The organism is Mycolicibacterium neworleansense, assembly GCF_001245615.1.
In the GTDB taxonomy this organism is placed as follows: domain Bacteria; phylum Actinomycetota; class Actinomycetes; order Mycobacteriales; family Mycobacteriaceae; genus Mycobacterium; species Mycobacterium neworleansense.
Genome location: NZ_CWKH01000001.1, coordinates 2531034 through 2543603, shown reverse-complemented (window position 1 = coordinate 2543603; position 12570 = coordinate 2531034). Strand labels below are relative to the sequence as shown.

Sequence of the window (12570 nt, the reverse complement as noted above, 5' to 3'; positions counted from 1 at the left end):
GCTTGCCGGGATCTGCTTGTCGGGTCTGTCGCTCCAATCCGCTCCGCTACTTGTCGGTCCCCTCTGGTGTCATTCCCTCCATGACCGCACAACACATCCAACCCGCGCTGACCGGCACCGATCTGCTGGCGCCGGGCCACAGTGGTGTGGTGCGGGTGCTGGGTGGCCCGGGCACGGGGAAGAGCTCATTGCTGATCGGCACCGCGGTCGATCACATCGCGGCGGGCACCGATCCGGAATCGGTGTTGTTGTTGACCGGTTCGGCCCGGTTGCGTTCAGAGGCCCGGGCTGCCATCACCGCGCGGCTGCTCGGCGCGGGCACCCACGGTGTGGTGCGGGAACCGCTGGTGCGCACCGTGCACTCCTATGCCTTCGCGCTGCTGCGGCTGGCCGCCCAGCGCAACGGTGATCCGCCGCCGCGGCTGATCACCACTGCCGAACAGGACGGCATCATCCGTGAGCTGCTGGCCGGTGACCTGGAGGACGGCGCTGATTCACCCGTGGGCTGGCCCGAGCAGCTGTGGCCGGCGCTGAGCACCGCGGGTTTCGCCACCGAGCTGCGAGATCTGCTGGCCCGCTGCACCGAGCGTGGGGTGGATCCGCGGGCCCTGCAACGGCTCGGCCGCTCGGCGGGGCGCCCGGAATGGTTGGCGGCGGGACGTTTTGCGCAGGCGTATGAGCAGATCATGTTGTTGCGGTCGGCGGTCGGGATGGCCGCGCCGCAGGCCACGGTGCCTGCCTTGGGGGCGGCCGAACTCGTCGGTGCGGCGCTGGAGGCGCTCGGGACCGATGCCGACCTGCTGGCCGCCGAGCGCGCGCGGATCAGCCTGCTGCTGGTCGACGACGCGCAGCACCTCGACCCGCAGGCCGCCCTGCTGGTGCGGGTACTGGCCGCCCGGGCGGGGCTGACCGTCGTCGCCGGCGATCCCGATCAGGCGGTGTTCGGATACCGTGGCGCCGATCCGGTGTTGTTGCGCGAGCAAGGCGACGACACCCCGGCGATCACTCTCACCCAGTCATACCGCTGTGCCCCCGCCGTCGCCACGGCGATCTCGGGGATCGGGCGCCGACTGCCCGGCGTCGGGTCCGGCCGCATGCTGGAGGGCAATCCGCAGCGCGGGCAGGGTGAGGTGACCATGCGGTTGGCGGCCACACCGCACGCCGAGAACGCCTTCATCGCCGACGCCCTGCGCCGCGCTCATCTGGTGGACGGCGTGCCGTGGTCAGAGATGGCTGTCGTCGTGCGCTCGATTCCGCGGGTGGGGGCGGCCCTGGCGCGGGCACTGAGCGGGGCCGGTGTTCCGGTGCAGGCCACGGGTCCCGACCTGGGGCTCGCGCAACAGCCCGCGGTCGCGGCGCTGCTCACGGTCTTGGAGGTGACCGCGTCCGGACACCTCGACGGCGACAGTGCGATCAGCCTGCTCACCGGCCCGATCGGGCGCGTCGACCCGGTGACGCTGCGGCAGTTGCGCCGGGCGTTGCGCCGCATCGACGGTTCCACGCCGCCAAGGGAATTCACCGAGCTGTTGGCCGCCGCGATCGGCTCAGAGCCGGCCGGTTTGTCGGCCGAACATGCCAAACCGCTGCGTCGCCTGCGGTCGGTCCTGGCCGCCGCCCGCCGCAGCGAGCGTGACGGCGCCGATCCGCGCTACACCCTGTGGCAGGCCTGGAACGCCTGCCGGTTGCAGCCGCGCTGGCTGGCCGCCAGCGAGCGGGGCGGCACCATCGGAGCGCAGGCCGACCGGGATCTGGACGCGGTGACGGCACTGTTCGATGTGGCCGACCAGTATGTGAGCCGTACGGCGGGGGCGTCGCTGCGCGGCCTCATCGACCATGTGGCGACGCTGGGAACGTCGATGTCGGCATCGGATACCAGCCCGCAGAGCGACGCGGTGGCGGTGCTCAGCGCCCACGCCGCGCTCGGCCGGGAATGGGATTTCGTGGTGATCGCCGGCGTGCAGGAAGGGTTGTGGCCCAACACCGTTCCGCGTGGCGGCATCCTGGGTACGCAGAATCTGGTGGACGTGCTCGACGGGGTGGCCGCTCCGGACGACCGTGGGGTGTCGACCCGGGCGCCGCTGCTGGCCGAGGAGCGGCGGTTGTTGATGGCGGCCATGGGCCGGGCCCGGACCCGGCTCCTGGTGACCGCTGTCGACAGCGACGGTGGCGATGAATCGCTGCTGCCCTCGCCGTTCTGCGCCGAACTGGCCGAGTGGGCAACCGAATCCGTACCGCTGCCGCCATTGGCGGCGCCGCGGGTGCTGCTGCCGTCGGCGATGGTCGGTCGGTTGCGGGCGGTCGTGTGCGCGCCGGAGGGTGCCGTGGATGACGAGGCCCGGGCTTGTGCGGCAACGCAGTTGGCCCGGCTGGCCGCCGCGGGTGTGCCTGGGGCCGACCCCTCGCAGTGGCACACCAGGACCACGTTGTCCACCGAGGAGCCGTTGTGGTCGGATCCCGAGCAGGTCGTCACCCTCTCGCCGTCGACGTTGCAGATGCTCACCGACTGCCCGCTGCGGTGGCTGCTGGAGCGGCACGGTGGCAGCGACGGACGCGATGTGCGTTCCACGGTCGGATCGTTGCTGCATGCGCTGGTTTCGGACTCCGGCAAGACCGAGAGCCAGCTCGTCAACGATCTGGAAAAGGTCTGGGAGGACCTGCCTTTCGAGGCCAGATGGTATTCGGACAATGAGTTGTCGCGGCACCGGGGCATGCTGGAGACCTTCACCCGGTGGCGTGCGGACTCCCGGGGACAGCTGATCGAGGTCGCCACCGAGATCGACGTCGAGGGCGTGATCGTCGACCCGGGTGCGGACGGCCCCGGCGTTCGGGTGCGGGGCCGGCTGGACCGTCTGGAGCGTGACCAGGCGGACCGGCTCGTCGTGGTGGACCTCAAGACCGGCAAGAGCCCGGTCACCAAGGACGATGCGCAGAAGCACGCGCAGTTGGCCACCTATCAGCTCGCGGTGGCCGCGGGATTGTTGCCGCACGGGGACCAGCCGGGTGGTGGCCGGTTGGTATACCTGGGCAAGGCGGGGGCGGCCGGCGCCACCGAACGCGAACAGGATCCGATGACACCAGAGACCCGTGCCGCCTGGCTCGGCACGGTCGCCGACGCGGCGGCCGCCACGGCCGGGCCGCAGTTCACCGCCCGGGTCAACGACGGGTGCGCGAACTGCCCGGTGCGTTCGTCGTGCCCGGCCCAGGCGTTGGGGGACCGGTCATGACGGGCACCGCACCGGTGGGCGTGCGGTACAGCCCGGCCGAGTTATCCTCCGCGCTGGGCCTGTTCCCGCCGACCGAGGAACAGGCCGCGGTGATCGCCGCGCCTCCGGGCCCCGTGGTGGTGATCGCCGGAGCGGGCGCCGGCAAGACCGAGACCATGGCGGCCCGGGTGGTCTGGCTGGTGGCCAACGGGTACGCCACGCCATCGCAGGTGCTGGGCCTGACGTTCACTCGCAAGGCGGCGGGCCAGCTGCTACGCCGGGTACGGACCCGGCTGGCCCGCCTGGCCGGGGCCGGCCTGGCACCGGGTTCCGGCGGAGGCGACGAGATCCCGACCGTCAGCACCTACCACGCCTTCGCCGGCACGCTGCTCCGCGAGCACGGCCTGCTGCTGCCGGTGGAGCCGGATACCCGGCTGCTCAGCGAGACGGAGCTGTGGCAGTTGGCTTTTGAGGTGGTCTGCGCCCATCCGGGGGAGCTGGCCATCGAGAAGACACCGGCCGCCGTCACCGACATGGTGCTGCGTCTGGCCGGGGCGCTCGCCGAGCATCTGGTCGACACCGACCAGCTGCGCGACACCCATGTGGAATTGGAGCGGCTGGTACACACCCTGCCGGCCGGTCCGTACCAGCGCGACCGTGGACCCAGCCAGTGGCTGCTGAAAATGCTGTCCACCCAGACCGAACGCACCGAACTGGTGCCGTTGATCGATGCGCTGCACCAGCGGATGCGCGCCGACAAGGTGATGGACTTCGGCATGCAGATGTCCGCGGCGGCGCGGCTCGCCGCGAACTTCCCCCAGGTCGGAGAGCAACTGCGGCAACGGTTCCGGGTGGTGCTGCTCGACGAGTACCAGGACACCGGGCATGCCCAGCGGGTGGCGTTGTCGTCGTTGTTCGGTGGCGGCGTCGATGACGGACTGGCATTGACGGCGGTGGGGGATCCGATCCAGTCGATCTACGGCTGGCGCGGCGCGTCGGCGACGAACCTGCCCCGGTTCACCACAGACTTTCCGCTGGCCGACGGCACGCCGGCCCCGACGCTGGAGCTGCGTACCAGCTGGCGCAACCCGCCGAGCGCCCTGCACCTGGCCAACGCGGTCTCGGCCGAGGCGCGTCGCCGCTCGGTGACGGTGCACGAACTGCGGCCCCGGCCTGACGCCGAGCCGGGCACCATCCGGTGCGCACTGCTCTGCGATGTCGAGACCGAACGCGATTGGGTGGCAGACCATCTGGCCCGCGCCTACCACGGCGCGGTGGCGCAGGGCACCGCCACACCGACCGCCGCGGTGCTGGTGCGACGTAACGCCGATGCCGCGCCGATGGCCGAGGCGCTCAGCGTCCGCGGGGTACCGGTCGAGGTGGTGGGGGTGGCCGGGTTGCTGGCGGTGCCCGAGGTGGCCGATCTGGTCGCGATGCTGCGGCTGGTCGCCGATCCCGCCGCGGGTTCGGCGGTGATGCGGGTGCTGACCGGGCCGCGATGGCGCTTCGGCGCCCGGGACATCGCCGCGCTGTGGCGCCGGGCCAGAGAACTCGACGACCGGTCGGTGGGGGAGCCGACCGCCGCCGAGATCGTGGCGCAGGCCGCCCCGGATGCGGATTCGGCCTGCCTGGCCGACGCGATCTGCGATCCCGGTGCCGCCGAGCACTATTCGCCGGCCGGCTATGAGCGGATCGAGGCGCTCGGGCGCGAGCTGACCATGCTGCGTGCGCATCTGAGCCATCCGCTGCCAGAGTTGGTGGCGGAGGTGCGGCGGGTGGCCGGCCTGGACGCCGAGGCCCGAGCGGCCCGGCCGGTGGCTGCGGGCTGGACGGGGACCGAGAATCTCGACACGTTCTGCGATCTGGTGGCCGATTTCGCCTCCCGGCCAGGGGCGTCGGTGCTCGCCCTGCTGTCCTACCTGGACGTGGCGACCGACGTCGAGAACGGTTTGGCCCCTGCCGAACTGACGGTGTCGCACGACCGCGTGCAGATCCTCACCGTGCACGCCGCCAAGGGACTGGAATGGCAGGTGGTGGCGGTTCCGCATCTGAGCACCAGGGTGTTCCCGTCGACGGCCTCGGCCCGCACGTGGCTCACCGATCCGTCGGACCTGCCTCCGCTGCTGCGGGGCGATCGCGCGACCGAATCAGAGCTCGGCGTGCCGGTGCTGGACATCTCGGACATCAATGACCGGAAGATCTTGTCGGACAAGATCTCCGACCACAAACGTAGCCTGGAGCAGCGCCGCGTCGACGAGGAACGCCGATTGCTCTACGTTGCGATCACCCGGTCCGAGGACACCCTGCTGATCTCCGGGCATCACTGGGGCGCCACCGAGAGCAAGCCGCGCGGACCGTCGGAATTCCTGTGTGAGATCAAGGCCATCGTGGAGGATGCTGCCGCGCAGGGCCGGCCGTGCGGCGAGATCGAGCAGTGGGCTCCGGAGCCGCCGGCCGGTGAGGTGAACCCGCTGCGGGACAAGGCGGTCGAGGCCGTCTGGCCGGCGGCTCCGGCCAGGGCGGCCGATGTCGACCGCGGTGCGGCGCTGGTGGCGCAGGCGCTGGCCGGCGACGGTGACCCGGAAGGCGCCGCGCGGGACGAGGCCGCCGACGGAGAGGGCTGGGCCGCCGACGTCGATGCTCTGCTGGCCGAACGGGATCGCGCACCGCGGGCCGCTCCGCGGGAACTGCCGGGGCAGGTGTCGGTCAGCACTCTGGTGGAGCTCAGCCGCGATCGGCAGGCCGCACTACAGCGCCTGCAGCGGAGATTGCCGCAACGCCCGGATCCGCATGCCCTGTTGGGCACCGCATTCCACGAATGGGTGCAGCGGTTCTTCCACTCGGAGCGGTTGTTCGACCTCGATGATCTGCCAGGCGCGGTGGACAGTGACAGCGGGCGTGCCGGCGCAGCCGAACTGTCGGAGTTGCAGGATGCATTCGTCATGTCGCCGTGGGCCGCCCGCACCCCGATCGAGGTGGAAGTGCCGTTCGACATGGCGATCGGGCAGGCCCGGACCATCGTTGTGCGGGGCCGCATCGACGCGGTGTTCGCGCACGAGGACGGCACCACGACCGTGGTGGACTGGAAGACCGGCGAGCCGCCGGCCACACCGGAAGCCATGGCGCAGGCCGCGGTGCAGCTCGCGGTGTACCGCCTGGCCTGGGCGTCGCTGCGGGGCTGCCCGCCGGAATCGGTGCGGGCCGCGTTCCATTACGTGCGCTCGGGGCAGACCGTCAGCCCCGAGACGCTGCCCGGGCAGGACGAACTCGTCGCCTTGCTCACCGGCCCGGCCACCGCGCCACGTGAGCCGGCGCAGGAGTCCTAGCCGCCTGCCGAGATCAGGCGATGGTCGTGCCCACCGCAAGGCCGATCACATACGTGATCAGCAGGGCCAGGCCGCCACCGATCACATTGCGCAGCACCGCGCGTCCCTTCGGGGCCCCGCCCAACCCGGCCGACACCGCCCCGGTGAGCATGAGCGCCAGCAGCACGGCCACCACGGTCACGGGGATCCGCCACGTCGTCGGCGGGATCAGGATCGCGACCAACGGCAACAAGGCGCCGATGGTGAACGACAGTGCCGAGGACGCCGCGGCCTGCCACGGATTCGTCAGATCCTTGGGATCGATACCCAATTCGACTTCGGCGTGCGCGGCGAAGGCGTCGTGGTCGGTGAGTTCTTCGGCCACGGTACGTGCCGTCGCCGTCGTCAGGCCCTTCGCCTCGTAGAGGGCGCTCAACTCGTTCAGTTCGGCGGTCGGGTCGTCGCGTAACTCGCGGCGTTCCTTGCGCAGCAGGGCGCGTTCGGTGTCGCGCTGGGTGCTCACCGAGACGTATTCGCCCAGTGCCATCGAGACTGCTCCGGCGGCCAGGCCGGCGATGCCGGCAGTCAGGATCGGCGCATGCTCCACCGTGGCGGCCGCGACGCCGACCACGATGCCTGCCGTGGAAACGATTCCGTCATTGGCACCCAAAACCCCGGCGCGAAGCCAGTTCAGCCTCGATGACAGGGAGCCCACGTGCGGTTCGGCCGGATGGCTGGGATTCGTCACGGTCCGACGATATCGGTGAAAACCGCACGCCACCAGCAACGATAGCCTTGCCAAACTTGGCGCCGCACGGCGCCAAGTCAACGGCCCGGTACCGAAAATGCTGCCGCCCAAGAGTTCTGGGCGGTCGGGGAGAACCCGTGTGCGGGACTAGGAGTTGCGATACACGCGCAGCGCCGCGGTGATCATCGGGATCTGCAGCGGCAGCCGGGCGATGGCGACGATCCGCATCGGCCAAGGCTTGTCCCACCACAGCCGGACCATGTTCACGTTGCCGGGGAACACCGCGAGGAACAATGCCACGGCGGCCAGCGCGCCGAGCCGCCGAGTGCGGGGCACGGCCAGCAGGGCGCCGGTGGCCAGCTCACCGACCCCGGAGGCATAGGTGTAGAAGCGGGCAGTGCCCGGCAGCTCGGCCGGGATGATCGAGTCGAAGGGTTTGGGCGCGACGAAGTGCAGCGTGCCCATGCCCAGGAGCAGGGCCGCCATACGTTGGGCGGCGGGTGCGGCGGAGATCCGCTGAGGCTCGGGTGCGGTCATGGTTACATTGTGGCGTGCGTCTGATCAGATTGATCCCGGCGCGTCCCGGGGCACTTTGCTCGATGATGGGGTCGCGTGGCTAAAGGCAGGCTGCGGCGCCGCCTCGCCGCGATCGACTCGAACCTGACTTCGCGCCCGGACGCCGCGCTCGTCGATGTGTTGCGCATCCCCGAGCCGTTCGTCAGCCCGGCCCGCAAGATCTTCATGCGGGTGCTGTACGCGCTGACGGCGCTGTTCGCCGCGGTGCTCATCGTCTACGCCGACAGGTACGGCTATCGAGACGTCGACAGCCTGCCGGATGCGAACAATCCGCTGTCTTTCCTGGATTGTCTTTACTACGCGACGGTGTCGCTGTCGACGACCGGTTACGGCGACATCACGCCGTATACGGATTCGGCACGCCTGGTCAACGTTCTGGTCATCACCCCGCTGCGAGTGGCGTTCCTGATCGTTCTCATCGGTACCACCGTGGAAACCCTGACCACCCAATCCCGGCAGGCGCTGAAGATCCAGCGATGGAGGAACAAAGTGCGTAACCACACCGTCGTCGTCGGATACGGCACCAAGGGCCGGACGGCGGTCGCCGCGATGGTGGGCGATGAGGTCTCCCCGGCCGACATCGTCGTCGTCGACGAGGACGCTGCCGCACTGGAACGCGCCAAGGGCGCCGGGCTGGTGACCGTGCACGGAGATGCCACCAATTCCGGTGTCCTGCGACTGGCCGGGGCCCAGCACGCCAAGTCGATCATCGTGGCGGCCGACAACGATGCCAGCGCTGTGTTGGTCACGTTGACGGCCCGTGAATTGGCGCCGAAGGCCAAGATCATCGCGGCGGTGCGGGAATCGGACAACCTGCATCTGCTCAAGCAGTCCGGTGCCGACTCCACCGTAGTGTCGTCGGAGACCGCCGGCCGGTTGCTCGGTATTGCGACGCAGACGCCCAGCGTGGTGGAGATGATGGAGGACCTGCTGACCCCCGATGCGGGCTTCGCCATCGCCGAACGCGAGGTGACCCCGAAGGAGGAGGGCGGCTCACCCCGGCACCTGCACGACATCGTGCTGGGCGTGGTGCGTGAGGGCCGGTTGGTCCGGGTCGACGCGCCGGAGGTCGACGCGCTGGAGGCCGGTGACCGGCTGCTCTACATCCGCAGCGCGGACGCCGAGCGATGAGCCAACACCTCAGCTTCGGGCTGCGCAACGTCCCCCTGCTCTCACGGGTCGGGGCCGATCGCGCCGATGCGCTGCGCACCGATATCGACGCGGCGACCGAGGGCTGGCAGGACGCGCTGCTGCTGCGGGTCGACCGGCGCAACCAGGTGCTGATCTCGGGCGGCCAGGTGGTGCTCGGCAAGGCGTCGAGCCTCGGCACCGACAAGCCGCCGGAGCATGCGGTGTTCCTCGGCCGGCTGGGCGACGGGCGTCACGTCTGGGGTGTCCGCAGCGCGCTGGAGGGGCCCGAGGATCCCGATGCGCCGGCCGAGGTGCTCGACCTGCGCCGGGCCGGGGAAGTGTTCGACGACGTCAGTGCTCAGCTGGTGGCGACCGCCACCGCGTTGCTGAACTGGCATGACCGGGCCCGATTCAGTGCGGTGGACGGCGCGGTGACACGGTCGGCGAAGGGCGGCTGGTCGCGGGTCGACCCGGTCAGCGGCCACGAGGAGTTCCCGCGCATCGACCCCGCGGTGATCTGCCTGGTGCATGACGGCCATGACCGCGCGGTACTGGCCCGGCAGACGGCGTGGCCCGAGCGGTTGTTCTCGATCCTCGCCGGGTTCGTCGAGGCCGGTGAATCCTTCGAGACCTGCGTGGTGCGTGAGATCGCCGAAGAGGTCGGCCTCACCGTCACCGACGTGCAGTACCTCGGTAGTCAGCCGTGGCCGTTCCCGCGGTCGCTGATGGTCGGATTCCACGCCATCGGCGATCCCGAGCAGCCGTTCTCGTTCAACGACGGTGAGATCGCCGAGGCCGACTGGTTCACCCGGGCCGAGATCCGTGAAGCGCTCGACCAGGGTGACTGGAGCGCCGCCGACGGCGATTCCCGGTCCAGGCTGCTGCTGCCCGGATCGATCTCGATCGCGCGCGAGATCATCGAATCCTGGGCTGCCCTGGACTGACGCTCAGCCGAGCTTGGTCTTGACCTGCTTGATCGTCGGATTGGTCAGTGTCGACCCGTCGGCGAACTTCAGCGTCGGGACCACGTGGTTACCGCCGTTGACCGAACCGACGAACTCGGCCGCCGCGGGGTCCTGTTCGATGTCGACCTCAGTCCACGCGATGCCCTCCGCCTTCAGCGCGGTCTTGAGCCGCCTGCAGTAGCCGCACCAGGTCGTGGTGTACATGGTCACAGTCGGTGTCGCAGTCATAGTGCATCTAACGTAGCCCAGGCGCCGTCTCATGCCCGCGGTGACGCAGGTCTCCGACGCGCAGCGGTAAGTTGCTAATCCGCATGGGACGGAGCTGAACATGACCCGATTGGTGCCCCCGGTGGCCGGCGACCCGCATGAGCTCGACGAGTTGCGATTGCAGGTGCGCGAGTTCGTCGCCGAGCAGCAGCGGGCCGGCAAGGTCGGCCGGTACGCCGACAGCTGGCTGACCGGATGGGACGAGGACTTCAGCCGGGCGCTGGCCGCCCGCGGTTGGCTGGGCATGACGGTGCCCGTCGAATACGGCGGTCACGGGCGCAGCCATCAGGAGCGGTTCGTGGTCACCGAGGAACTGCTGGCCGCCGGGGCACCGGTGGGGGCACACTGGATCGCCGACCGCCAGATCGTTCCCTCGTTGCTCAAGTACGGCACCGAGGAGCAGCGGCGAAAGTTCTTGCCCGCCATAGCCAAAGGTGAGTGTTACTTCGGTATCGGCATGTCCGAGCCGGACTCCGGGTCGGATCTGGCCAGTGTGCGCACCAAGGCCGTTCAGGTTGACGGCGGTTGGGCGATCACCGGTGCCAAGGTGTGGACCTCAGGGGCGCATCTGGCGCATGCGTTCATCTGCCTGGCCCGTAGCGCGCCGTTGGATCCCGCCCACCGCCACGACGGCCTGAGCCAGTTCATCGTCGATCTGCACGCTCCCGGCGTCGATATCCGGCCCATCATCTCGATGAACGGCAAGCATCACTTCAACGAGGTGATCCTCGATGAGGTGTTCGTGCCCGACGCCATGGTGTTCGGCACCATCGGCAACGGCTGGCAGCAGGTGACCTCGGAGCTGAGCTTCGAACGCAGCGGGCCCGAGCGGTTCCTGTCGACGTTCCCGCTGCTGGCCGACATGGCCAGCCACATGGGTGACGGCTCCCTGCCCCGCCACACCGATCTGGGGCGCTATCTGGCCCGGCTCACCGGCCTGCACCAGATGTCGATGGCGGTCGCCGGCGCGTTGGAGCGTCATGAACCGGCCGATACGGCGGCGGCCGTGGTGAAGGTGCTGGGCACCTCCACCGAAGGTGACATCGCCGATTTCGCCGACGTGCTCGGTGAGCCCGATGACGACGGGTACCGCGCCATGCTGGCCGATGCCGTGGTGCAACGTCCGGGGTTCACCCTGCGTGGCGGGACCAACGAGGTGTTGCGTGGGGTCATTGCGCGGGGGCTGGGGTTGCGCTGATGAGCGCTTGCGCGAAGAGGAGACGGCACTGATGAGCGCTTGCGCGAAGAGGAGACGGGACTGATGAGCGCTGTTGACGCCGAACTGATCGAGATGATGTCGGCGGTGTTCGCCGCGCACCGTGAAAAGTACCCGCCCGGTGAGGGCATCGTTGAATTGTGGGGCCGGCTGGACGAGCTCGGCCTGGTCCGGCTCACCGGATCCGAGGAATCCGGTGGCAGTGGTGCGGGCTGGGCCGAGGCCGTCGAACTATTGCGTGCGGCCGCCTGGCACGGCGTGAAAATCCCGCTGGCCGAACACGATCTGCTGGCCTGTTGGCTGTTGGAGACGGCGGGGCTGGCGGTCGACGAGGCCCGGCGTACCGCCTGTCTGCTCGACGACCAGGGTGTCGCGCGGGCCGTACCCTGGGCGGCCGAGGCACAGCGGGTGGTGCTGCTCTGGCGCGACGGCCCGGGCCATCGCGTGGCCGATGTGGAGACCGCGTCACTGGCCGTCACCGCGAGCCTCAACAACGCGGGGGAACCCCGCGACGCGGTCAGCGCGGATCTCGCCTCGTTGTCGGGCACCCCCGTGACCGATGACGTGGTGGCACAGTTCACCCGCCGGGCCGCGCTGGTGCGCGCGGTACAAGTGTGCGCGGCGCTGGACCGGATCCTGGCGCTGTCGGTGGCGCACGCCGGCGAGCGCACCCAGTTCGGCCGGCCGCTGGCCAAGTTCCAGGCCGTGCAGCATCTGGTGGCCGACATCGCGGCCGAGTCGGCGCTGGCCCGGGCCGCCACCGACGGCGCCCTGGCCGAGGCGCTGCGGTCGGACTGGTCGTCTCCGCACCTGGATTTCCTTGTCGCCGTCGCACGTTCGTGCGTCGGGCATGCGACCTCGGTGGTGGTGCGCAACGCTCATCAGGTGCACGGTGCGATCGGCACCACGCGCGAGCACCGTTTGCATGAGTTCACCATGCCCGCGCTGTCCTGGCGGTCGGAGTACGGCTCGGTGGCGCACTGGGACGAGACCCTGACGGGCTACGCCACTACCGCCGGAGCCGACGGCTTGTGGGCGTTGGTCACCGCCACCGGCACGTGATCGGTTCACCGCCGACAAATCGGAATGTCGACGATATGACACCCGCTGTCCTATGCGACCATAGGTAGAACGGGCGTCGTCGGAGGTGGGCGGGAGG

At 69.8% G+C, this 12570-nt stretch carries 9 protein-coding genes; 6 read left to right on the top strand and 3 right to left on the bottom strand.

Annotation, left to right across the window (positions count from 1 at the left end; translation table 11 throughout):
• Positions 1-80 precede the first annotated feature (80 nt).
• Both BN2156_RS12040 and BN2156_RS12035 read left to right on the top strand, forming a co-directional pair.
• On the top strand, positions 81-3224 hold the full coding sequence (locus BN2156_RS12040; RefSeq protein ID WP_090513887.1) for an ATP-dependent helicase: 3144 nt from the start codon (positions 81-83) through the stop codon (positions 3222-3224).
• Between the two features lie 14 nt (positions 3225-3238).
• Positions 3239-6529: an ATP-dependent helicase gene (locus BN2156_RS12035; RefSeq protein ID WP_090515814.1), complete on the top strand. Its 3291-nt coding sequence runs from the start codon at positions 3239-3241 to the stop codon at positions 6527-6529.
• 13 nt (positions 6530-6542) lie between these two features.
• Here BN2156_RS12035 and BN2156_RS12030 read toward each other — a convergent pair whose 3' ends face one another.
• Positions 6543-7256: a VIT1/CCC1 transporter family protein gene (locus BN2156_RS12030; protein ID WP_090513885.1), complete on the bottom strand. Its 714-nt coding sequence runs from the start codon at positions 7254-7256 to the stop codon at positions 6543-6545.
• A gap of 147 nt (positions 7257-7403) precedes the next feature.
• Positions 7404-7793, bottom strand: coding sequence for a DoxX family protein (locus BN2156_RS12025; protein ID WP_090513883.1), 390 nt, complete (start codon positions 7791-7793; stop codon positions 7404-7406).
• A gap of 75 nt (positions 7794-7868) precedes the next feature.
• On the opposite strand from BN2156_RS12025, the gene BN2156_RS12020 reads away from it, so the two are divergent.
• On the top strand, positions 7869-8963 hold the full coding sequence (locus BN2156_RS12020; RefSeq protein ID WP_090513880.1) for a potassium channel family protein: 1095 nt from the start codon (positions 7869-7871) through the stop codon (positions 8961-8963).
• A complete protein-coding gene (nudC, locus tag BN2156_RS12015) occupies positions 8960-9907 on the top strand; it encodes an NAD(+) diphosphatase (RefSeq protein ID WP_090513877.1) in 948 nt (315 codons plus the stop codon). The genes BN2156_RS12020 and nudC overlap by 4 nt, the downstream gene beginning before the upstream one ends.
• 3 nt (positions 9908-9910) lie before the next feature.
• Here nudC and mrx1 read toward each other — a convergent pair whose 3' ends face one another.
• Entirely contained in the window at positions 9911-10156 is a 246-nt protein-coding gene (mrx1, locus tag BN2156_RS12010) for a mycoredoxin Mrx1 (protein ID WP_090513874.1), read from the bottom strand.
• Positions 10157-10250: 94 nt separating this feature from the next.
• Between mrx1 and BN2156_RS12005 the strand changes: the two genes are divergently transcribed.
• Both BN2156_RS12005 and BN2156_RS12000 read left to right on the top strand, forming a co-directional pair.
• A complete protein-coding gene (locus BN2156_RS12005; protein WP_090513871.1) occupies positions 10251-11393 on the top strand; it encodes an acyl-CoA dehydrogenase family protein in 1143 nt (380 codons plus the stop codon).
• Positions 11394-11456: 63 nt separating this feature from the next.
• Positions 11457-12473, top strand: coding sequence for an acyl-CoA dehydrogenase family protein (locus tag BN2156_RS12000; RefSeq protein ID WP_090513868.1), 1017 nt, complete (start codon positions 11457-11459; stop codon positions 12471-12473).
• Positions 12474-12570 lie beyond the last annotated feature (97 nt).